Genomic DNA, 21,887 nt, shown 5'->3' with positions numbered 1-21,887 from the left:
GAGGAACACACTATGCTACAGGTTTTCACGGGCTCATGGGCCTTGTTCATCGGCATGTTCATGCTGATGGTTGGCAACGGCCTTCAGGGGACGTTGTTAGGGCTGCGCGGTGACCAAGAAGGGTTTAGCACCTTTGCCCTGTCTATCGTGATGTCGGCATATTTCTTGGGCTTCTTGTTTTCCTCTCGCTATACGCCAGAGTTGATCCGCCGTGTGGGCCATGTGCGGGTCTTTGCGGCCTTAGGGTCACTGATTTCTGCGGTATTGATCTGCTATCCGGTTTTGATTGAGCCTTGGGCCTGGACGGTCGGCCGGGTGGTGATCGGGTTTTGCTTTTGTGGCGTGTATATCACGGCGGAAAGCTGGCTGAACGATGCGTCATCCAATGAAACGCGCGGCAAGGCGCTGTCGGTCTATATGATCGTGCAAATGGCTGGGATCGTATTTGCGCAATGGATCGTCAGTCAGGGTGATGTCACCGGGTACACACCCTTCATTATATCATCCGTTTTGGTGTCGCTTGCATTTGCACCGGTCTTACTGTCTGCGCGGCCTATGCCCGCATTTGAAACATCAAAACGTATGAAAATCAAAGACTTGATTGAGGCTTCGCCACTTGCGTGTTTTGGTATGTTTATGTTGGGCGGCGTCTTTGCAGCGCAATTTGGGATGTCGGCGGTTTATGGAAGCCGGATCGGGCTTACAGTCGGTGAAATTTCCTTTTTTGTCTCGGCGATCTACATTGGCGCACTTGTTTTACAATACCCAATTGGGTGGCTGTCTGACAGGATTGATCGCCGTTTTTTGATTATTGGCGTGGCCTCAGCTGGTGGGCTTGGGTCGCTGGCCGCATTTTTCATTCCGGAGAGTTTTGCGGTGATCGTCTTTTCAGGGGCGATTGTGGGTGGTACGTCGAACCCGCTTTACGCTTTGCTTTTGGCCTATGCGAATGATTATCTTGAAAAAGATGACATGGCATCAGCATCGGGCGGCTTTTTGTTCGTGAACGGCATGGGGGCGATCGCAGGTCCGGTCATCGTAGGGCAGATGATGGATGTCATCGGCACAAGTGGTTATTGGTTGTTTACGGCGGCACTGATGCTAGCGATTGGCGTCTATGGCCTGTACCGGATGACCCAGCGGAGCCGCAGCGATCTGGATACTGAAACGGTGCCATATGTTCCAGTCACCGCCGCATCAACCGCAGTCGCAACCGAGGTCGCGCTGGAGGTCTATATCGAGGCTGGCGACGAGGAGGAGAATGCCGAATAATGTCACGCTGTAGAATGTCTTGATCGGTTTCGCCGCAAAATCACCTTGTCAGGATAGGTTTTGTCTGCTTGGCTTGCCCTAACGACAGGCAGGTTAAGGAGTAGATCAATGGTTACCCCCCAAGAGGTACTGGCGTTTTGGTTGGATGATTGTGCGCCCGCGGATTGGTATAAGGCAGATCCAGCGTTGGATGCGCAAATCCGCGATAAGTTTCTAGAGACATGGCAAGAAGCGAGCGAAGGCGCGCTTGGGCTATGGCTCACTTATGCGACGGGGACCTTGGCTTATATTATCCTGACCGATCAGTTCCCGCGCAATATGTTCCGGGATCAAGGCAATGCATTCTCAACCGATACTTTGGCCCGCGCGGCAGCAAAAATGGCGATTGATCGCAATTGGGATTTGAAAATTGATGAACCCGCGCGGCAGTTTTTCTATCTTCCTTTGATGCATTCAGAGTGTTTGACGGATCAAGATCGCGCTGTGCGCTTGATCCACGACCGGATGCCTCTGCATGGGGCCAATAACATCGATCACGCTTGCGCCCACCGTACGGTGATCCGTGATTTTGGACGGTTTCCCTATAGAAACAATGCATTAGGGCGCGAAACGACCCCGTCAGAGCAGCGGTTTCTAGATGCTGGTGGATATGGTGCGGCCTATCAGTCGCAGATCAGCTCGAACGCTTAACTCTCTATGCATGCATCAAATGCCCGATATGCCCCAAGGTCACTAGAGGTCCTTGGGATAATAGTTTAGTGTTGAACTAATATTGAAATTGGAGGACCTGGCATGGCCGCGAAGAACTTTGATATGATCGTAATTGGTGCGGGACCCGGGGGTTATGTCGCCGCTATCCGCGGTGCGCAGCTTGGGCTGAATGTCGCTGTGATCGAGCGTGAAAATCTTGGTGGGATTTGTTTGAACTGGGGCTGTATCCCGACCAAGGCGCTGTTGCGGTCTTCTGAAGTCTTTCACCTGATGCATCGCGCCAAAGAGTTTGGTCTGTCCGCCGAAGGTATCGGTTACGATCTCGACGCGGTTGTGAAACGATCGCGCGGTGTGTCCAAGCAGATGGAAGGCGGCGTTAAGCACCTTCTGAAAAAGAACAAAGTCACTGTGTTCATGGGAGAGGCAACAATCCCGGGCAAAGGTAAGGTCACGGTAAAAACCGACAAGGGCACCGAAGAACTGACCGGCAAAAACATCGTGCTCGCGACCGGCGCGCGGGCACGCAACCTTCCGGGGTTAGAGGCCGATGGCGACCGCGTCTGGTCATACCGTCACGCGCTTGTCCCACCGCATCAGCCGAAAAAGCTGCTGGTCATCGGGTCCGGTGCCATCGGCATTGAATTCGCAAGTTTCTATAATACGCTAGGCGCCGACACGACCGTGGTCGAAGTCATGGATCGCGTGCTGCCTGTTGAAGACGCTGATATCAGCGCCTTTGCGAAAAAGCAGTTTGTGAAGCAGGGCATGAAAATTCTTGAAAAATCCGTGGTCAAGCAGCTAGACCGCAGCAAAGACAAGGTTGTCGCCCATATCGAAACCGGTGGTAAAGTCGAAAAGCAAGAGTTTGATACGGTGATCAGCGCCGTTGGCATTGTCGGTAACGTTGAAGGTCTGGGGCTAGAAGCATTGGGCGTGAAAATTGATCGGACCCATGTTGTTACAGATGAATTCTGCCGTACCGGCGTTGAGGGGCTATATGCGATTGGTGACATCGCGGGCGCGCCGTGGCTTGCACATAAAGCCAGCCATGAAGGTGTCATGGTTGCTGATCTGATCGGTGGTAAACATGCGCATCCGGTCAAACCCGAAAGCATCGCAGGCTGCACCTATTGCCACCCGCAGGTCGCAAGTGTTGGATATACCGAAGCGAAGGCAAAGGAATTAGGATATACTGTAAAGGTCGGCAAATTTCCGTTCATCGGCAATGGTAAAGCCGTTGCGCTTGGTGAACCTGAAGGCATGATCAAGACCGTGTTTGATGCAAAAACAGGCGAATTGCTGGGCGCACATATGGTGGGTGCCGAAGTGACCGAGCTGATCCAAGGTTACGTTATCGGCCGCCAGCTGGAAACCACCGAGGAAGATTTGATGAACACCGTGTTCCCGCATCCGACCCTATCAGAAATGATGCACGAAACTGTGCTGGATGCTTATGACCGTGTCATTCACATGTAATTTTTGATCAGATCAATTTGATTTGGTCGTAAAAAAGCCCCCTGCAATGTTGGTTGCGGGGGGCTTTTGTTTTGGATTATTCCACAGTCAGCGGGATTGCGGCAATTGGCACGCGGCCTTGCTGGATGAAATACTTGATCAGGTAGTCACCTGATGCGTCAGGCACGTGCACAGTGACCGGGTTGCCATCATGGGTGTATGCATATGTTTCCCATTGATCACCGCCTGTGGCACCTGCGCGCCCAATTGCGATGTAGTCACTTTCATAATCAGGTCCGTCCCAGCCAACGGTGATCTCGGTGCCCGCCGTCGCGGTGGCATCGGCCACCAATTGGGCTTTCACATCGGTGACAGTGATTGTTGTGGATGCCAACATGGTCCGATCTTGCTGGGCAAAATAGCGGATCACATAGTCGCCGGGTTCTGCCGGAACAAGCAAAGATGCAGGGCTACCATCACGGGTGTATACATAGTTCTGCCATTGATTGCCGCCCGTTTCACCAACCTTGCCAATACCGATATAGTCGTCATCGTAATCGGGGCCCGTCCACTCGACGGCTATGGTTGACCCCATTGGGGCTGTTTCAGGGGCGGCTACACCGGCCTCAACCTTGGTCAAGGTGATCGTTGTGCTGGCAAGGACTACGCGGTCTTGCTGCAAGAAATAGCTGATCACATATTCGCCTGGCTCGATGGGCATTTGCAGCGTGCCTTCGCTATCGGTTTGGACGTAGATGTAGTTTTCCCATGCGTCGCCGCCCGACGCCCCCACTTTGCCGATACCGATATAGTCGTTGTCATAGCCCGGGCCATTCCACGACACTTGAATATCCGCGCCCGCAATCGCCTCTGCAGGGGCGGTCACTGATGCTTGTGCTTCTGTCACTGTGATCGTTGTTGTTGCCAGTGGCACCCGGTCTTGGGCGACAAAATAAGTGATGACATAGTCCCCCGGTTCAGCGGGGATCGTGAGCGTCGCAGGGCTGCCTTCGCGTGTGTAGGCGTAGTTTTCCCAAGCATTGCCGCCCGTGGCGCCCACTTTGCCAATGCCGATGTAATCATCGTCATAATCCGGTCCTGACCATGTGACTTCTATATCAGAACCGACAATCGCCTCTGCAGGGGCTGAGACCTCCGCCACTACATCCGTAACCGTGATCGGCACCGTCGCCATTTTTGTGCGATCTTGGCTAAGGAAATAGCTGATTTCGTAGTCGCCGGGTAGCGGTGGTACACGCAGCGTCAACGGGTCACCGTCACGGGTATAGCTGTAGTTTTCCCACGCGTTGCCGCCGTCCGCGCCAACGATACCAATGCCAAGGTAGTCGTCATTATAGTCCGGTCCAACCCAAGCGATAGAAATTTCTTCGCCTGCAATTGCTTCGGTAGGGGCAGTGATCGTGACATCGACAGGGGTCAAAGTTATCGAAGAAGACCCCAGCATCTCACGGGTTTCACCATCAAAGTAGCCGATCAGATAGTCACCTGATTCAGGCGGCATCAGCAGCGATACAGGATTGCCGTCGCGTGTGTACGCATAGTTGTCCCAAGCGTTGCCACCTTCGGCGCCGACTTTTCCAACGCCGATGTAGTCGTCATCGTTATCAGGGCCATCCCAACCAACTTGGATCGTTGAGCCAAGCGGGGCCTCTTCTGGGCTGAGAATCGTCACGGGCACTGGCGTGACCTCAATTTGTTTGGTGGCAAGGATCGTGTTGCCCTGTTGCATCCGGTAGCGGATTTCATACATGCCCGGCGTGATCGGCAGGGTCAGTGTCGTAGGATTGCCGCGGCTGGTTGGCACGGGGCTAATGGTGCTCGACCCGCCGTCTTGCGCCATCAAAATCATGTCGCCTTGGTAATCGGGACCAGCCCATTCCACAGCGATTTCGCTGCCAATCGCACCTGTATCTGGTGCATTCAGTGTCGCGATCGCAGGCGTCACAAGAATTGTGGTGCTTGCCAAGAATTCGTTTGAACCATCGCGCAGGAGATAGTGAATGTCATACGTGCCTTCGACCGGGGGCATCCGCAAATTCGCGGGCGTGCCAGCGTCGGTTTGCACAAAGGTCAATGTCCGCGTTTCGCCCGGCGCAGTGGTGATGATTTGATCATTGTTGTTGTTTGGTCCGGTCCAATCAATCGGGATCGTTGATCCCGCCACGGCAGTTTCTGGCGCGTTGACAGTCGCGGTTGGCACGACTTCTGGGAAAATAACGGTGACAGTCACATCATTGGCACCGGTCACATCGATCGCGGTCGAAACTTCGACTTCGTCAATGATCCGATAGGCTGTGGCCGTTGTTGCCCCTGCGAACAGATCAACCGTGAATGGATTGCCTTGCGCGCCTTCGACAATCACGCCGTCTTCATTGCTGATGTCCCAAATGATCGGATCTTGCACCAAGAGCCCGGCATTATCGCCAATCCGGGCCTCAAAAACGCCCGTAATCGCTATCGGATCAGGCTCCATCACCATAGATGCCATCGCCAGATCCAGCTCATCAGCGGTGTCAGCAGTTAGAAACTGCCCGCCGGTCTCTTCGGCGATACATTGCATTTGCGCAAGGGCTTCGGGGTCTGAGACATCAAAGCCCACCACATGCGCGGTGAAATCAATGCCGGCTTCTTCGAGTAGGCGGGCAGCGGCGCATGGGTCCGGGTTACAGGTCTCGACACCGTCCGACACCAAAATCACGGTTGCACTGTCTTCAGTATAGCGCAGCGCCTCGGCAGCGGCGATCACCGCATCGGTCATAGGAGTTTTGCCCAATGGCTTAATGCCGTTGACCGCCGCAACAATTTCATCGGCGGTACCGGGAGCAGGGGCCACGATCGTTTCGATATCTGTGCAATTGCCACGTTCGCGGTGGCCATAAACTGTCAGGCCAAGCCCTTCATCCGCAGGAAAGTCGGAGAGCAATTCTGAAACGACGTCTTGGGCGATTGTAATTTTTGCAACGCCATCAATTTGACCCCACATCGACCCAGACCCGTCGAGTACCAAAATTGTGTTGGGTGAATCTTGTGCAACCGACGCTGTCGCAAGCGTTGCGGTGATAAAGCATGTAATAAAACTACGCATAATATTCCCTTAAATGACGATGGGGCAAGTCAATCATAACTCGTAAGCTGTTCAAAGGAAAATACGCAAAAATTGGAGGAAACTGTAACTGCCAAAAAAAACGTCAATTTGACCGCCCATGCTGATCTTGGGGCGGTTGTTTCTAAGTTTGCTTTAATTTGACATATTGTTGACGAATTCACTGCGCAAGATAAATGCATCAGACGCTATTCTCAGTAACGCTATTTTTATTTCGTGGTGCGTTTGAAGTTATTATTATTTGACCTACAAGGACGAAGACCCATGAAATCAGTTAACCATCTACGTGGCCTTTTGATGAGTACCGGGGTGGTGCTTGGCGCAGCGATGCCAGCAGCCGCGCAAGAGGCTTGCTCTTCTTACACCGTGCAGCGCGGCGATTCGCTTAGCGGCATCGCGCGTGAAGCCTATGGATCGATCAGCTTTCAGACAATCTGGGATGCAAACCGCACCGCCATTGGGCCGAACCCGAACGATATTTCCGTAGGTATGCGGCTCAACTTGCCGTGTGAAGACGGAACTTTGGCATCGGCGACACAGGCATCAACTGCACTAGCAGCGCCGGTTTCAACAGGGCTTACAGAATTACACCTGATCACAGGCACCGATTATGCGCCTTACACGGACGAAGGTCTTGAAGGTGGCGGTATGTTCACCCAGCTGGTCGCTGCGGCGATGGCAACGGTGGACACAGAGTATAATATCACATTTGTGAACGATTGGGGCGCGCATTTGCCCGTTTTGCTGCCAAGCGGCGCATTTGACGGCACATTCCCATGGATGAAGATCGATTGTGAAGATCCGTCGCTCGGTGAAGACATGTTGGCGCGCTGCGAAGAATTCATTTTCGCGGACCCGGTATATGAGATCGTCGCCGGTTGGTTTGTTGCTGATGGCAGCCCATTGGGAGCGACATCGAACGCAGCTGACTTTATTGGTAAAACAATTTGCGTGCCTGACGGGTACGGTAAAATTGTCGGGCCTGCGAATGATTTGGATGAAGATCAACTCGTCTACATTTCAACTGCGACACCAGAAGCCTGCTTCGAAGAAGTGATGACTGGCGGCGCAGACGTTTTCGAAATGGAGATGACGCAAGCTGACGACCTTATGACAAAGGCCGGCGTGACGGGCGAATTTGCTGTTGTTCCTGAGATCAACTCTGTTTTTGCGCTCACCGTCTACGTTCACAAAAGCAATCCGAACGCTGAATTGATCGTCGAAACGTTGAACACGGGTATTGCAAACATTCGTGCAGACGGCACCTGGTTTAGCACTGTACGGGCAGGTCTTGCTGCTTACTATAACCAGTAAGACTTCATTACTGTATATTTTGAGAAAAGGGCGGCTCCATCGGTCGCCCTTTTTCGTGTCACCTCATTGCGCAAAGACAGGTTGGCATATCTATGCTTGTGTTCTTTTAATGTTCTCATTTTCTAGTTGGAACATGGACCATGCTGGACTATCTATTGGTTAACAATCTCTCAGGGGTCCCCATGGCAGAGCTAAAGAACATCGAAGTCCGCGGTGCGCGCGAACATAACCTCAAGAATATCGACGTCGATATCCCGCGTGATCAACTTGTGGTCATTACGGGGTTGTCGGGTTCTGGCAAGTCTTCGCTTGCGTTCGATACGATCTATGCCGAAGGGCAGCGACGTTATGTCGAAAGCCTGTCGGCCTATGCGCGCCAATTCCTTGATATGATGGAAAAGCCTGATGTGGACCACATCAGTGGCCTGTCCCCTGCGATTTCGATTGAGCAAAAAACGACCTCTAAGAACCCACGCTCGACCGTTGGGACCATCACGGAAATCTACGATTATATGCGTTTGCTTTTCGCGCGGGCGGGTACACCATTTAGCCCAGCGACTGGTCTGCCGATTGAGGCGCAGCAGGTACAAGATATGGTGGATCGGGTGATGGCGCTGCCAGAAGGGACGCGTGGTTATCTGCTCGCCCCGATCATCCGTGACCGCAAAGGCGAATACCGCAAAGAATTCTTAGAGCTGCGCAAGCAAGGGTTTCAGCGGGTGAAAGTGGATGGCGAATTCTATGAATTGGATGAACCGCCGACATTGGATAAAAAATTCCGCCACAATATCGATGTTGTCGTCGATCGGATTGTTGTGCGCGAAGGGTTGGAAACCCGTTTGGCGGATAGTTTTCGCACTGCGCTTGATCTGGCGGATGGGATCACCGTGCTTGAAACCGCCCCGGCTGAGGGCGACCCGGAACGTATCACATTTTCCGAAAACTTTGCCTGTCCGGTGTCTGGTTTCACCATTCCGTCGATTGAGCCGCGCTTGTTTTCGTTCAACGCGCCCTTTGGGGCCTGCCCAAGCTGTGACGGCTTAGGGGTTGAACTGTATTTTGATGAGAAACTCTGCGTACCAGATGTCACGCTAAAAATTGCGGACGGGGCGATTGCGCCTTGGCGCAAAGGCAAGTCGCCGTATTTCTTGCAGACGATTGAGGCGATCGCGAAACACTATGGCTTTAACAAAAACGCACGTTGGAAAGACCTCGATCCTAAGGTTCAAAACGTGTTTCTGTATGGCTCTGGCAAAGAAGAAATCAAATTCCGTTATGACGAAGGCGGGCGGGTCTATCAGGTCGAGCGTGCGTTTGAAGGCGTAATCCCCAATATGGAGCGCCGCTATCGCGAGACAGATAGTAACTGGATTCGTGAAGATTTTGAACAATATCAAACCAATAGGCCTTGTGGTACCTGTGAAGGTTACCGTTTGCGTGCCGAGGCTTTGGCCGTCAAAATCGGTGGATTACATGCCGGCCATGTGGTACAATTGTCAATCAAGGACGCATATGATTGGTGCCTATCGGTCCCAGATCAACTAACCAAACAAAAGAACGAAATCGCCACTGCGATCCTTAAGGAAATTCGCGAACGGCTCGGGTTTCTCAATAACGTCGGGCTGGAATATCTGACGCTTGCGCGCAACTCTGGCACGCTATCGGGCGGGGAAAGCCAGCGGATCAGGCTCGCCAGCCAGATCGGGTCTGGGCTGCAGGGGGTGCTTTATGTGCTTGATGAACCCTCTATCGGGTTGCATCAGCGCGACAATGACCGGCTTTTGACGACGCTTAAGAACCTGCGCGATCAGGGGAACACGGTGATTGTGGTCGAGCATGACGAAGAAGCGATCCGCGAAGCCGATTATGTCTTTGATATTGGACCTGGGGCGGGCGTACACGGCGGGCAGGTGGTTGCAAAAGGAACCCCCGCAGAAATCATGGCGAATGATGGCTCAATCACCGGGCAATATCTGACCGGAACCCGTGAAATTGCGGTGCCTGCGAAACGGCGCAAAGGGAACAAGAAAAAGCTGACAGTGGTAAAAGCCACGGGCAACAACCTACAAAATGTGACGGTTGATTTTCCGCTGGGGCAATTCGTCTGTGTCACCGGGGTTTCGGGCGGCGGGAAATCCACGCTGACGATTGAAACCCTGTTCAAGAACGCCTCGCAAAAGCTGAACGGATCGCGTCAAGCGCCTGCGCCGTGCGAGACCATCAAGGGTTTTGAGCATCTAGATAAAGTGATAGACATTGACCAACGCCCCATCGGGCGCACCCCGCGATCGAACCCCGCGACCTATACAGGCGCCTTCACCCCGATCCGTGATTGGTTTGCTGGCATGCCCGAATCCAAGGCGCGTGGATACAAGCCGGGCCGATTTTCATTCAATGTGAAAGGTGGGCGGTGCGAGGCCTGTCAAGGCGACGGCGTGATCAAGATCGAAATGCACTTCCTGCCCGATGTCTATGTGACCTGCGAAACCTGCAAAGGGGCGCGCTATAACCGCGAAACGCTAGAGATCAAGTTCAAGGGTAAGAGCATCGCAGATGTGCTTGATATGACGGTCGAAGACGCGCAGACGTTCTTTACGGCGGTGCCGTCGATCCGGTCAAAAATGGATGCGCTGATGCGCGTTGGGCTTGGCTATATCAAGGTCGGCCAACAGGCGACGACGCTGTCTGGTGGTGAAGCGCAGCGCGTAAAACTGTCCAAAGAACTTGCGCGGCAATCGACGGGCCGGACGCTCTATATTTTGGATGAACCGACCACGGGCTTGCATTTCGAGGATGTACGTAAATTGTTGGAAGTGCTTCATGAATTGGTCGATCAAGGCAACTCTGTCGTTGTGATCGAGCATAATTTAGACGTGGTTAAAACGGCCGATCATATCATCGACATTGGCCCAGAAGGCGGCGATGGGGGCGGGCAGGTGGTCGCTACCGGTACCCCCGAAAAAGTTGCCGAAAATGCGGACAGTCACACCGGGCGCTATCTTAAAGAGATGCTCAACCCCAACCGCGTCGCGGCCCAATAGGCGGCGCGTTTTCGCACGTTAGCGAAAAATTATGAACCTAGGTGCATAAGCTAATTCCAGATACAAAAGGATGATGCTGTGCCAGGACAAAAACTTGGGGTTGTTGTGATTCATGGCGTCTGGAGCCAAGCTGGCGATTTGCCGATTGATTCCAAAGTGCCTAGCTTTTCAAAAGGCATGGCCAAACGCGTGATCCGTAAGTTGGGTAAGCGCGCGGAAGATATCGTCTGGAGAGAGGTATCTTGGGCCGATATCCTACAGCGCCGCCAGCGCGAATACCTTGACTTGATCCGCGACAAAACCGGTCACGACCCGGCGCGCGCCTTTATGCTTTCGGCACTGTCTGACGCTGCATCATATCGCAAGGTAACCGACGGATCCGCGGCAATTTATGAACAGATTCATAACCGGGTTGAACTGACCATGCGCTCGCTCGTCGCTGAAATTGGTCCAGACGGTCCGATACTGATCTTGGCGCATTCGTTGGGGTCACATATTATGTCGAACTATATGTATGACTTGCAGCATTTTGCCCGAATTACTGGCGAACAGCGCTTTGAAACCGGACTCGAAAACATGCAGACCGTCGCTGGGTTCATGACATTTGGATGCAATATACCGGTGTTTCTTTTTGCGCACAGGCGCGACAGCATTGTCCCGATTGACTATCCGGGGGCAGGCCTTCCAGATCATCAGCAAATCGCGCCTTGGTGGCAAAATTTCTATGACAAGCAAGATGTGCTTGCCTATCCGATGGGGCCGTCGGCCCCTTGCTATTCAAAGATGGTCGCAGACCGGCATCTGCGCGATGTTCCCATGCATTTGGGCACAACGGAGGTCGCGCAATGGGACCCTATGCGCCATGGTGCCTACTGGGACGATCCTGAAATGATCGCCCCAGTGGTTCATTATATTAACAAGTTCTTCGATGCGCGGCTTAGTCCATCGCTTTGAAGTTGAACTCGCCGCCTTCTTTGATGCCTGACGGCCAGCGTGACGTCACAGTTTTGGTACGTGTGTAGAATTTAAACGCATCGGGGCCGTGCTGGTTCAGGTCGCCAAACATGGATTTTTTCCACCCACCAAAGGTGTGATAAGCCAAAGGCACAGGGATCGGCACGTTGATCCCAACCATGCCCACGTTAATCCGGCTGGCAAAGTCACGCGCCGCATCACCATCGCGGGTAAAGATCGCGGTGCCATTGCCATATTCATGGTCCATCGCGTAACCGATTGCTTCTTCGTAGGTTTTTGCGCGAACGCATGACAGAACCGGACCAAAAATTTCTTTTTGATAAATGTCCATGTCGGTGGTGACGCGGTCGAACAAATGCGGACCAACAAAGAATCCATCTTCATAGCCTTGTAGGTTGAAATTGCGGCCATCGACCACGAGTTCGGCACCTTGTGCGACGCCCGTTTCGACCAAGTTCAGAATGTTTTCTTTTGCGGCGGCGGTCACAACAGGACCGTAATCAACGTCTTTGCCAGACGTGTAGGGCCCAACCTTAAGTGCCTCAATCCGAGGGACCAGCTTTTCGACCAAACGATCGGCAGTTTCTTCGCCAACGGGGACAGCAACCGAAATCGCCATGCAGCGTTCGCCCGCCGCGCCAAAGCCTGCACCAATCAGCGCATCCGCAGCTTGGTCCATATCGGCGTCAGGCATGATGATCATGTGGTTTTTCGCGCCACCAAAACATTGCACGCGCTTACCATTGGAACAGCCACGCCCATAGATATATTCGGCAATCGGGGTCGAGCCGACAAAGCCAACCGATTGGATCACATCGTGATCAAGGATCGCGTCAACGGCTTCTTTGTCACCGTTCACGACTTGGATGATGCCTTTTGGCAGGCCCGCTTCTTCAAGCAATTCGGCCAGCATCAGTGGCACGGACGGGTCACGCTCGGACGGTTTAAGGATAAATGCGTTGCCACAGGCGATGGCCGGGGCGAACATCCACATCGGGATCATCGCCGGGAAGTTGAACGGGGTGATGCCCGCACAGACGCCCAACGCTTGCTTCATCGAATACATGTCGATGCCGGGGCCAGCCGCGTCGGTGAATTCACCTTTCAGCAATTGCGGCGCACCGATGCAATATTCCACAACCTCTAGGCCGCGCTGCACGTCGCCCGCAGCATCAGGCAGTGTTTTGCCGTGCTCGCGGGACAGGGCCTCGGCCAGTTTGTCCATGTCACGGTTCAAAAGATCAACGAATTTCATCATCACACGGGCGCGACGCTGCGGGTTGACCGCGGCCCAAGAGACCTGTTCTTTTGATGCGATTTCAATGACTTGCGCCATTTCATCTGCATTGGCGAGCGGCACTTTGGCCTGCACTTCGCCGGTGGCCGGGTTGTAGACATCCGCAAAACGGCCAGATGTGCCTTTGACGTGCGCGCCGCCGATGTAATGGGTCAGTTCTTGCATGGAATCCTCCGTTGGTTGATGTCAGTTTAGCCTTGCATTTTTCAACGTAAAAGAACGAATGTGTCAAAACCATTTTGCAAAAATATAGGTACGCATTGGAAAACTGGGACGACATGCGGGTGTTTTTGGCTGTGGCTCGCGCTGAGAGCCTCACGGGGGCTGCGCCGATTCTAAAGATGGATCCGGCGACGCTCGGGCGGCGCATTGCGCGGCTGGAACGGTCGTTGGGTGCGACGTTGTTCGTCAAATCTCCGCAAGGCTATGCGTTGACGGATTTGGGCGAACGCATGCGCGACCGCGCGGCAGAGGCAGAGGCTCATCTGGTCCTTGCTCGGGAAACAGGGAAGGGGGCGTCGTCGGGGCTCAGTGGGCAAATCAGGATCGGTGCCCCCGATGGGGCCGCGAATTTTCTGCTGCCGCAGGTCTGCGCCGCCGTCCAGGCAGAACACCCTGCGCTTGAAATCCAAATCCTGTCGTTGCCGCGCGTTGTGAACCTGTCGCGCCGCGAGGCGGATATGGCCGTCACCGTAAGCCCTCCCGCTACGGGGCGTCTAACTGTGCAACGTATTTCAGACTACAAATTACACTTGGCAACACGCCGCGATGGACCTGTGATCACACGGCGCGCGGATCTAAATGGATGTCCTGTCGTGGGGTACATCCCTGATATGATCTTTGACAAAGAGCTGGACTACCTTGGTGAATTGGGGGCCGATGGGGTGCAGATGGCGTCAAATTCGGTTGCGGTGCAATTGCAGATGCTGCGCCAGTCTGGGGTCGGGATTGTGCATGACTTTGCCCTGCCATTCGCGCCCGAATTACACCGTGTTTTGGTCGCCGAGATATCATTAACCCGGTCGTTCTATTTGGTGCGGCATACGTCTGACCGGCAATCAGAGCGGCTGAACACTGCGGCGACTGCAATTATGCGGGGTGTTTTGTCTGAGGTTGCACGCCTTGAGGGTATCGCCCGCTTGACAGATGCCCCTGTGATTTGACAGCCTAGTAAAACGCAAGCCGCTGAAGGAGCCCGCGATGATTGTATCCCAAATTCTGAAATCCAAAGAAAACACTGGTGTCGTGTCAGTAAGGCCTGGCGACCCTGTGTCTGCCGCCGTGGCATTGCTGTCGGAAAAACGAATTGGGACAGTCGTGGTGTCATCTGATGGGGCGGCGCTTGATGGGATTTTATCTGAGCGCGATGTCGTCCGTGAATTAGGCAAGCGCGGTGCGTCTTGTCTATCGGATAAAGTATCTGATCTGATGACTGCCAAGCTGATCACCTGCACCCCAGAGGAACAGACCGATGCGGTGTTGGAAAAAATGACCGCCGGGCGCTTTCGCCATATGCCTGTCCTTGAAGACGGTAAGATGATCGGCCTGATTTCAATCGGTGATATGGTCAAGGCCCGATTGTCCGAACTCGCGATGGAGAAAGATGCGCTCGAAGGGATGATTATGGGGCATTAGCGGTCTTGCAATCCGCTCCGTAATAATATTGCGTGCGCGCAACAGTATTTATCGAGGTACGCCATGCGTGTTGGACTTTATCCCGGAACTTTTGACCCTGTCACCCATGGGCATATCGACATCATACGGCGTGCAAGCACTCTCGTTGATCGTCTGGTGATTGGGGTCGCAATTAACCGCGACAAAGGGCCGTTGTTTTCGCTTGAAGAGCGTGTGGCTATGGTGGAAACGGAATGTGTGCCGCTTGGCGAAGCGCATAGTTGCGAAATTGTGGTGCACCCGTTTGAAAACCTGCTCATTGATTGTGCCCGTGATGTGGGGGCTGGTGTGATTATTCGCGGATTGCGTGCGGTTGCTGATTTTGAATATGAATTTCAAATGGTTGGCATGAACCGCGCAATGGATGATTCCATTGAAACCGTGTTTTTGATGGCCGATGCAAAAAATCAGGCGATCGCCTCGAAGTTGGTCAAAGAAATCGCGCGGCTTAGCGGGGATGTGTCAAAATTCGTCACGCCAGCTGTGAATACTGCGCTGAAGGATCGAATTAACGCGTGATTGTTCGGGGTGTCGCAATGTATTTAATCTATGCTGTGGCGATGGTGCTTTTACATCCAAAGTATATTTACCCTTTTGGCTCTGATCCCTTTGTGGACCCCGCATTCGCAACACATGTTCTGGACGACACGCAAGCCCATTTGCACCTGTCTGACGGCGATACCGACGGTCTAGCCATACTTTATTTCATGGGGAATGGCGGATCGCTTGCTTATTTTGGCGCACATCTGTCCGTGCACCGCGATGCAGGGCACCGTGTGGCGGCGCTTGCCTATCCGGGCGGTGGCGGAATTCCCGGCAACCCGTCCGAGACAGTGTTGAAAGCGCAAGCGCTAGACAGCTATGATTGGCTGGTCGCGCGGCATGAGGGGCCGATTGCCGTGCACGGGTATTCTTTGGGGACCGGTCTGGCGCTGCATGTCGGTGCTAATCGTGACGTTAACGGGATCGTTCTAGAGGCTCCATATACGCGTCTGTGTGATCTCATGATGCGCGCGTCTTGGTTACCTGCGTGCTATATTCCCGGCATCCAACGTTGGAATTCAACCTCATATGTAGATCAAATTGAGGCACCGGTACTTGTGTTACATGGGACAGAGGATGATCTGATCCCCATTACGTACGGTCAAAAATTGGTCACAGGCTTGTTGGAGGCGGGCCAAGAGGTGGTGTTTGTTCCGCTTGCAGGCGCAAACCATCACAATACTTTGCACCACCCCGATTATGTAAAACAGTTCGATGATTTTTTGACGAACCTGCCGTGAGAGTGAAGCGGGGGGCAGATCGTGAGGCTGTTGAATTGAATAGACTGATAAGCCATGCTTTAACGATACGCAGTGTTTGATTTCTAAATGTCAGAAAGAATAGCGGTTAATCTTGGAAGCGCATTCACGATTTCGAAAACTGCGATTGTTGCGCCTGCTAATGACCAATGGCCGTAGTCGAATACAAATACGTGATCATCATCCGTTAAAACGGGGCAGTTGGGGTTGCACAAAATCCGTGCACTTGAGATATACTGCGTCCGCGTTTGCGCAAAATGTGCCATGAGCCAATCGTCGATGGCTTCTTCGACGGGATAGGTTGCGTCGTCATAAAAGGCGCGAACATCGTCGCGTGTCTTGCTCAGAATAATTGCACGTTCGATGTCAGGATCAAACTCGTGGCGGGGCCCTATAAAGAAAACAGGAATTGCTTCCGGTACCATATGGTCAATTCTGTCAGAAAACGTGCTCAATGCAGACCAATTGGGCACCCGTTTTCCCCCAAACCCAGTGTCGATCATCGCACGTGCACTTTGGGTGACGATGATTGCAGAAATAAGGTTTTCATTTTCATCGATCCAGTTGTGCGCATATTGTAAATACTGGGCACATAACCTGTCCTGTGGTCCGCGCGATACGATGAGACAGCCAAGGCTTGACAGGTGAATGATGGCTGCGTCTGGATAGTTTGCACGTAGGCCAATGTAGAATCCGTGCGCATGACTGTCGCCTACAACCACAATGTAATCGTTGCGGTCGAGTGGTGCGCAAGTTTGGGGATTGACCGTGTATTCACCCTCATGGATCTGGCACAGCTCCGAACGGACCAGGTTTGGGCGGTCATCGATTGCTTGTGCTCTGTCAGATAAAAGCGCTGTAATCTCGGCTGGGTAGCGCCCCGGAGCGCCATTTGATCGTATGATCAACGCGCTGGCAGTGCATAGCAGTAAAAAAATTAGGATGCATACCCAGTTCAAGTAGTTGTTTGAAACTTTATGCCGCCCGCCATCTTTTTTGCGAAAAGGTGTCTCGATAAGATAATAGCTCGCGACCGCGAGAAGAAAGGTGAGGCCAAATACATAGATGATTTCTTGGGGTGTGTGAGGCCTGCCATTTAAAAAACGATAAAAAACTTGTACAGGCCAATGAACCAAATACAAAGAATAGCTAATTTGGCCGATGTATCGAAAGGGGCCTGCGCCAAGGACACGGTTGGCGAATGCACTTGGCCCCGCATAAATAACCATCATTGTTCCGACGCAGGGGATCAACGCCGCGACACCTGGAAACGGAGTGCGATCCGTATAGTTGATGCCAGCGTAGATAACGAGAATGATACCCATTAAGCCAACTGCATTTGTCATCACACGCCCACGCGCTTGCGCGCCAGTGATCGCGATAAGTGCCCCAAGTGCGAATTCATATACCCGAAACGGTGCAAGAAAAAACACGCGGTCTGGCGCAGTGGCCAGGTATTTTTCTGCGGCAAACAGTGTCGCGGTGCCGACCAACAACAAGGATATTGATAAAGCGGGCTTGGACAGGCGCCCAAAAAGCAAAAACAAAAGTGCCGGCCAAATTAGATAGAACTGTTCTTCGACGGCAAGTGACCACGTATGCAAGAGTGGTTTTTGATAGGCCGAGAGGTCAAAATATCCTGCAGTGGCGTAAAAGTAAAAATTACTTACCGAAAACAGAGCAGCAATTGTTGCTTCTGATGTGGCCTTTAATGAATCAGGCGTTGCAAGAAACCACGCGGTGATCAGCGTCAGTAAAAGTGTAGTGAGCAAAGCTGGGCCAAGTCTTCGCAGCCTTCGTTGGTAGAATTTTCGAAAGCTGAATGACCCGGTTGAAATGTCTTTCAGCAGGATTGTGCTAATCAAATATCCACTAATGACGAAAAAGACGTCTACGCCAATGAACCCTCCCGGGACGTTTTGAAGTTCGGCGTGAAAGAAAACAATCAATAGAATTGCAACAGCTCTGAGGCCGTCAATATCTTCACGATAGGTCATGAGAATCCAGCTTGTGGCGTCTAATGCTCGAATGGAACACGCGCAGAATTAGAATTCAATCAGATTATCGTGGGTTTATCGGGCCATTTTACAAAACAGCCCGATACTAAGTGGCGCTTTGCCTAGATTAGTTTCCCCATTGCGACGGCTGTGTCGCTCATACGGTTTGAGAAGCCCCATTCGTTGTCGTACCAGGTCAGGATACGTACCATGTTTCCGTCAAGCACTTTGGTTTGATCAAGGTGGAAGATTGACGAATGCGGATCATGGTTAAAGTCAGAACTGACCATTGGCAGATCGGTGTAGCCCAAGATGTCTTTCAGTGGGCCGTCGGCAGCGGCGATAATCGCAGTGTTCACTTCTTCGACGGTTGTCGCGCGGGATGCCTCAAACGTCAGGTCGACAACAGATACATTGGGTGTCGGTACGCGGATCGCAACACCGTCCAACTTACCGTTAAGCTCTGGCAGGACAAGGCCTACAGCTTTTGCAGCACCGGTTGACGTCGGGATCATCGACAGCGCCGCTGCGCGGGCGCGATACAGGTCTTTGTGCATCGTATCCAGCGTTGGCTGGTCGCCTGTGTAGCTGTGGATCGTTGTCATAAAGCCTTTGGTGATGCCGATCGCATCATTGAGAACTTTGGCAACCGGAGACAGGCAATTGGTGGTGCAAGATGCGTTTGAAACGATAAGATCATCCGTTGTCAGCGCATCGTCGTTCACGCCAAAGACAATGGTTTTATCCGCGTCTTTGCCCGGCGCAGAAATCAACACGCGGCTCGCGCCGTTATCAAGATGCGCTTGGCAGGCTTCTTTGCTTGTAAAAATGCCAGTGCATTCCAAAACCACATCGACATGCGCCCAAGGTAGGTCTGCTGGGTTGCGGATCGCAGTCACCTCGATTGGGCCACGGCCCGCGTCGATTGTTGTCTCTGTCGTGGTGACAGTGCCCGGAAAACGCCCATGCACAGAATCAAATCGCAACAGATGTGCATTGGTTTCCACCGGGCCAAGATCGTTGATTGCAACAACTTCGATGTCGGTACGTCCGCTTTCAATGATTGCGCGCAATACGTTACGACCAATACGACCAAATCCGTTAATGGCAACTTTGACGGCCATGATGCTATCTCCTAAGGGATGAGTGTTGGCGCTAACATTGCGATTTATGGCAAAAGGTCAACCGTAGATCGGCACTATCGCCAAATTGCGATGTATTCGATCAACGCCAAAAGTTTGCGAAACAGAAACGGCACCGCGCCCCAATGCATCACATAAAAATCAGCCAGCACAAATCCGGTGATCAAAAAGGCGAGGATAAGGGCGATCGTATTCGTCATGTAAAACATTTAGCTTGAAGGTGTTAAGAAGGTAAGACCTTTGAGAAAGCAATTGAGATGCCCCTTTCAGATTTCACAACACCTCGGCTGAAAGTTTCACATTGGGACGCGCTCTTGGCTGACCCGATAGCAAGGGGCGCACTTTTGCGTTACTTGTCCAGAATCCTCAGCAACGACGTGACGCGCGAATTGCCACCGTCTTTTGCCTTGATAGGGGATGTCGCCGATTGGGTCGCAGCGCGACAGTCCGAGAGCGACGTTTACGTCATCAATGTGGATGATCAACTGGTTGGACTGCTAATCCTATTTGATGATGAACCGAATACGGCCATCCACCTTGGGTATCTATTTGCGCAAAGTACCTGGGGGCAGGGCTATGCAACAGAGCTTTTGCACGGGCTGGTCGCCGCCGCAAAACCGCCCGTCACCCTCTTGGCAGGCGTGGCAACGACAAACCCCGCCTCAGCGCATGTGCTGCGCAAGGCGGGGTTTACGTTGGAAACTAAACAAAAAGAGCAGGGAATGCTGTCGTTTTCGCGAAAGGTTGAAGCCTAGTTCAATCGCCCCATTGTTGCCGCCACATCTGCCATACGCGCCGAGAAGCCCCATTCGTTATCGTACCAGGCCAAGACGCGTACCGTTTTGCCGCCGACGACTTTGGTTTGGTCGGGGGCAAAAATGCACGATTGCGTTGTGTGGTTAAAATCGATGCTGACCTTGGCTTCGTCGTCGTATGACATCACCATGCCCATGTAACCGCCTGCCGCTTCGGCGACGATGGCGTTCACGTCTGCGACGGTCACGGATTTTCCGGCTTCAAATGTTAGATCAACGGCGCTGACATTCGGGGTAGGGACCCGCATTGCGGTCCCGTCCAGCTTGCCCGCCAATTCCGGTAGCACATCGCCCAATGCTTTGGCTGCGCCGGTTGATGTCGGGATCATCGCCATGGCCGCCGCACGGGCGCGGTAGAGATCGCTATGACGACGGTCGAGCGTGGGCTGGTCGCCCGTATAGCTGTGAATGGTGGTCATGATGCCGCGCTCGATGCCGATGGTATCGTTCAGAACCTTGGCAAGCGGGGCCAGGCAATTGGTGGTGCATGACCCGTTGGACACCGTACGTTCGTTAGCCTCCATATCGCGGTGGTTTACGCCGTAGACAACTGTCCGGTCCACGTTTGACGCCGGGGCCGAGATCAACACCTTTTTGGCACCGCGTGACAGATGTACCGCGGATTTTTTGCCGTCGTTGAATTTGCCCGTACATTCGAGCACAACATCCACGCCGGACCAGTCCAGCTCTTCGGGGTTATATGTGGACATGACATCAATCGGTCCACGCCCCAGATCCAACGTGTTGCCATCAACCTTGATCGGGCTGCCAAAACGGCCATGTACGCTGTCGTATTTTAGCAGGTGGGCATTTGTTTCGATGGGGCCCGTGGCGTTGATTTTGACAACTTGCACATCGTTGCGTGCGGCCTCGGCGATATGTGCCAATGTGCAACGGCCAATGCGGCCAAATCCGTTGATCCCAATGGTAACTGTCATGTGCCTTGCTCCTCTGCGTCGCGTTACAGGGTCGATAGGCAATGAATTGCATTCTGAAAAGTGTAAAAGTGACAGATTTTCAGTGTGTTAGCGTTAACTTTTCATGGTTGCGCTAACTGTTGTCGCTAACGTTTGGGAATTGATTGTCGACCTGCATCAAAAGCCGACATTTCTTGTGCTTGAGGCGAAGGGCGGGTTTGCGGGGACTTTGCCGAACATTAGTTCAACCGCCGCTTTCGAGATTTGGAGATGGGCAAAGCGCTCCGCTCGAAATAATTGTCGCTTGGTTCTATTGGGGGTCGGTCGCGTCTGGGACGGCAGGTGTCTCATGACGCACAAAAGGATCGGTCGTGGTTCCCATTGTCTCAACTGTCTCGTCCGAACTTGAAATACCGTTCTTCAAGACGGCAAGGCGCTCAAGAACTGCGGTGTGGCGATCATCCAGTTCAGCCTTGAGCCGTTCAATATGCTCTAGCTTTTCTAACATTTTTTCAATTCCACCCACACAGGGGCCAGAGCCGTCGTCGGATAGGCAGGCGCTCATGGCACGAATTTCGCGAGTGGAAAATCCGGTCGCAATAAAGTCACGAATGCGACCTGCGCGACGCAGATTGGATTCGCTATATCGACGATAACCATTGAGCGTGCGTCCAACGGACAGCAGATCTTGTTTTTCATAGTGGCGCAACATGCGTTGCGTTATGCCAAGCCGTTCGGACGCTTCTTTAGCCTGCATCTTTATCCCTTTTCATCTAACCTAGACACACATGTGAAGGTGTTCATTGTTCGTCAAGGGCGGAACTGGAGGAAGCGGTTTCCTCCAGCCCATGT

The 21,887-nt window shown here is 52.9% G+C and carries 18 protein-coding genes; 11 read left to right on the top strand and 7 right to left on the bottom strand.

Features of this window, described 5'->3' with window-relative positions; all coding sequences use genetic code 11:
- Positions 1–12: 12 nt before the first annotated feature.
- The 3 genes from DS901_RS05990 to lpdA all read left to right on the top strand — a co-directional run bounded on the left by DS901_RS05990 (position 13) and on the right by lpdA (position 3,459).
- Positions 13–1,272, top strand: coding sequence for an MFS transporter (locus tag DS901_RS05990; protein WP_113776022.1), 1,260 nt, complete (start codon positions 13–15; stop codon positions 1,270–1,272).
- 108 nt (positions 1,273–1,380) lie between these two features.
- On the top strand, positions 1,381–1,962 hold the full coding sequence (locus DS901_RS05985; RefSeq protein ID WP_113776021.1) for a DUF924 family protein: 582 nt from the start codon (positions 1,381–1,383) through the stop codon (positions 1,960–1,962).
- Between the two features lie 102 nt (positions 1,963–2,064).
- On the top strand, positions 2,065–3,459 hold the full coding sequence (gene lpdA / locus DS901_RS05980) for a dihydrolipoyl dehydrogenase (protein ID WP_113776020.1): 1,395 nt from the start codon (positions 2,065–2,067) through the stop codon (positions 3,457–3,459).
- Positions 3,460–3,535: 76 nt separating this feature from the next.
- Here lpdA and DS901_RS05975 read toward each other — a convergent pair whose 3' ends face one another.
- Positions 3,536–6,544 carry a VWA domain-containing protein gene (locus DS901_RS05975; protein ID WP_113776019.1) on the bottom strand — a complete coding sequence of 1,003 codons (3,009 nt, stop codon included), beginning with the start codon at positions 6,542–6,544 and terminating at the stop codon, positions 3,536–3,538.
- A 282-nt stretch (positions 6,545–6,826) separates the two neighbouring features.
- On the opposite strand from DS901_RS05975, the gene DS901_RS05970 reads away from it, so the two are divergent.
- The 3 genes from DS901_RS05970 (at position 6,827) to DS901_RS05960 (ending at position 11,871) form a co-directional block, all read left to right on the top strand.
- Entirely contained in the window at positions 6,827–7,876 is a 1,050-nt protein-coding gene (locus DS901_RS05970) for a LysM peptidoglycan-binding domain-containing protein (RefSeq protein WP_113776018.1), read from the top strand.
- A 182-nt stretch (positions 7,877–8,058) separates the two neighbouring features.
- The gene (gene uvrA / locus DS901_RS05965; RefSeq protein ID WP_113776017.1) at positions 8,059–10,917 is read left to right on the top strand and encodes an excinuclease ABC subunit UvrA; all 2,859 of its coding nucleotides are present in this window, start codon (positions 8,059–8,061) and stop codon (positions 10,915–10,917) included.
- Between the two features lie 78 nt (positions 10,918–10,995).
- Positions 10,996–11,871 carry a hypothetical protein gene (locus tag DS901_RS05960; protein WP_113776016.1) on the top strand — a complete coding sequence of 292 codons (876 nt, stop codon included), beginning with the start codon at positions 10,996–10,998 and terminating at the stop codon, positions 11,869–11,871.
- Here DS901_RS05960 and DS901_RS05955 read toward each other — a convergent pair.
- Positions 11,855–13,354, bottom strand: a complete 1,500-nt coding sequence (locus tag DS901_RS05955; protein ID WP_113776015.1) for a CoA-acylating methylmalonate-semialdehyde dehydrogenase — start codon at positions 13,352–13,354, stop codon at positions 11,855–11,857. The two genes, DS901_RS05960 and DS901_RS05955, sit on opposite strands and share 17 nt — an antisense overlap.
- A 95-nt stretch (positions 13,355–13,449) precedes the next feature.
- Between DS901_RS05955 and DS901_RS05950 the strand changes: the two genes are divergently transcribed.
- The 4 genes from DS901_RS05950 to DS901_RS05935 all read left to right on the top strand — a co-directional run bounded on the left by DS901_RS05950 (position 13,450) and on the right by DS901_RS05935 (position 16,146).
- Complete coding sequence (locus tag DS901_RS05950) at positions 13,450–14,352, top strand: LysR family transcriptional regulator (RefSeq protein ID WP_113776014.1); 903 nt, start codon at positions 13,450–13,452, stop codon at positions 14,350–14,352.
- Between the two features lie 37 nt (positions 14,353–14,389).
- Entirely contained in the window at positions 14,390–14,824 is a 435-nt protein-coding gene (locus DS901_RS05945; RefSeq protein ID WP_113776013.1) for a CBS domain-containing protein, read from the top strand.
- A gap of 63 nt (positions 14,825–14,887) precedes the next feature.
- On the top strand, positions 14,888–15,382 hold the full coding sequence (gene coaD, locus DS901_RS05940) for a pantetheine-phosphate adenylyltransferase (protein ID WP_113776012.1): 495 nt from the start codon (positions 14,888–14,890) through the stop codon (positions 15,380–15,382).
- A 17-nt stretch (positions 15,383–15,399) separates the two neighbouring features.
- Complete coding sequence (locus DS901_RS05935; protein ID WP_113776011.1) at positions 15,400–16,146, top strand: alpha/beta hydrolase family protein; 747 nt, start codon at positions 15,400–15,402, stop codon at positions 16,144–16,146.
- An 83-nt stretch (positions 16,147–16,229) separates the two neighbouring features.
- Here DS901_RS05935 and DS901_RS05930 read toward each other — a convergent pair whose 3' ends face one another.
- The 3 genes from DS901_RS05930 to DS901_RS18685 all read right to left on the bottom strand — a co-directional run bounded on the left by DS901_RS05930 (position 16,230) and on the right by DS901_RS18685 (position 19,503).
- Positions 16,230–18,161: an acyltransferase family protein gene (locus DS901_RS05930; protein ID WP_113776010.1), complete on the bottom strand. Its 1,932-nt coding sequence runs from the start codon at positions 18,159–18,161 to the stop codon at positions 16,230–16,232.
- Positions 18,162–18,283: 122 nt separating this feature from the next.
- Positions 18,284–19,285, bottom strand: a complete 1,002-nt coding sequence (gap, locus tag DS901_RS05925; RefSeq protein WP_113776009.1) for a type I glyceraldehyde-3-phosphate dehydrogenase — start codon at positions 19,283–19,285, stop codon at positions 18,284–18,286.
- Positions 19,286–19,359: 74 nt separating this feature from the next.
- Positions 19,360–19,503: a hypothetical protein gene (locus DS901_RS18685; RefSeq protein ID WP_181820784.1), complete on the bottom strand. Its 144-nt coding sequence runs from the start codon at positions 19,501–19,503 to the stop codon at positions 19,360–19,362.
- A gap of 57 nt (positions 19,504–19,560) precedes the next feature.
- Between DS901_RS18685 and DS901_RS05920 the strand changes: the two genes are divergently transcribed.
- Positions 19,561–20,058, top strand: a complete 498-nt coding sequence (locus DS901_RS05920) for a GNAT family N-acetyltransferase (protein ID WP_113776008.1) — start codon at positions 19,561–19,563, stop codon at positions 20,056–20,058.
- Here the strand turns inward: DS901_RS05920 and gap (DS901_RS05915) are convergent.
- Both gap (DS901_RS05915) and DS901_RS05910 read right to left on the bottom strand, forming a co-directional pair.
- The gene (gap, locus tag DS901_RS05915) at positions 20,055–21,056 is read right to left on the bottom strand and encodes a type I glyceraldehyde-3-phosphate dehydrogenase (RefSeq protein ID WP_113776007.1); all 1,002 of its coding nucleotides are present in this window, start codon (positions 21,054–21,056) and stop codon (positions 20,055–20,057) included. The two genes, DS901_RS05920 and gap (DS901_RS05915), sit on opposite strands and share 4 nt — an antisense overlap.
- A gap of 289 nt (positions 21,057–21,345) precedes the next feature.
- Positions 21,346–21,792, bottom strand: a complete 447-nt coding sequence (locus DS901_RS05910) for a MerR family transcriptional regulator (protein ID WP_113776006.1) — start codon at positions 21,790–21,792, stop codon at positions 21,346–21,348.
- Positions 21,793–21,887: the final 95 nt, after the last annotated feature.

This window comes from Loktanella sp. D2R18, from assembly GCF_003318235.1.
Lineage (GTDB): Bacteria > Pseudomonadota > Alphaproteobacteria > Rhodobacterales > Rhodobacteraceae > Yoonia.
The sequence above is the reverse complement of the archived record's forward strand: the minus strand, read 5'-3'. Positions and strand labels throughout refer to the sequence as shown.

Excerpts from the sequence above, each read along its gene's own strand:
- DS901_RS05990 (WP_113776022.1), top strand. The coding sequence starts at position 13 with ATGCTACAGGTTTTCACGGGCTCATGGGCCTTGTTCATCGGCATGTTC.
- DS901_RS05985 (WP_113776021.1), top strand. The coding sequence starts at position 1,381 with ATGGTTACCCCCCAAGAGGTACTGGCGTTTTGGTTGGATGATTGTGCG.
- lpdA (WP_113776020.1), top strand. The coding sequence starts at position 2,065 with ATGGCCGCGAAGAACTTTGATATGATCGTAATTGGTGCGGGACCCGGG.
- DS901_RS05975 (WP_113776019.1), bottom strand. The coding sequence starts at position 6,544 with ATGCGTAGTTTTATTACATGCTTTATCACCGCAACGCTTGCGACAGCG.
- DS901_RS05970 (WP_113776018.1), top strand. The coding sequence starts at position 6,827 with ATGAAATCAGTTAACCATCTACGTGGCCTTTTGATGAGTACCGGGGTG.
- uvrA (WP_113776017.1), top strand. The coding sequence starts at position 8,059 with ATGGCAGAGCTAAAGAACATCGAAGTCCGCGGTGCGCGCGAACATAAC.
- DS901_RS05955 (WP_113776015.1), bottom strand. The coding sequence starts at position 13,354 with ATGCAAGAACTGACCCATTACATCGGCGGCGCGCACGTCAAAGGCACA.
- DS901_RS05945 (WP_113776013.1), top strand. The coding sequence starts at position 14,390 with ATGATTGTATCCCAAATTCTGAAATCCAAAGAAAACACTGGTGTCGTG.
- coaD (WP_113776012.1), top strand. The coding sequence starts at position 14,888 with ATGCGTGTTGGACTTTATCCCGGAACTTTTGACCCTGTCACCCATGGG.
- DS901_RS05935 (WP_113776011.1), top strand. The coding sequence starts at position 15,400 with ATGTATTTAATCTATGCTGTGGCGATGGTGCTTTTACATCCAAAGTAT.
- DS901_RS05930 (WP_113776010.1), bottom strand. The coding sequence starts at position 18,161 with ATGACCTATCGTGAAGATATTGACGGCCTCAGAGCTGTTGCAATTCTA.
- gap (WP_113776009.1), bottom strand. The coding sequence starts at position 19,285 with ATGGCCGTCAAAGTTGCCATTAACGGATTTGGTCGTATTGGTCGTAAC.
- DS901_RS18685 (WP_181820784.1), bottom strand. The coding sequence starts at position 19,503 with ATGACGAATACGATCGCCCTTATCCTCGCCTTTTTGATCACCGGATTT.
- DS901_RS05920 (WP_113776008.1), top strand. The coding sequence starts at position 19,561 with ATGCCCCTTTCAGATTTCACAACACCTCGGCTGAAAGTTTCACATTGG.
- gap (WP_113776007.1), bottom strand. The coding sequence starts at position 21,056 with ATGACAGTTACCATTGGGATCAACGGATTTGGCCGCATTGGCCGTTGC.
- DS901_RS05910 (WP_113776006.1), bottom strand. The coding sequence starts at position 21,792 with ATGCAGGCTAAAGAAGCGTCCGAACGGCTTGGCATAACGCAACGCATG.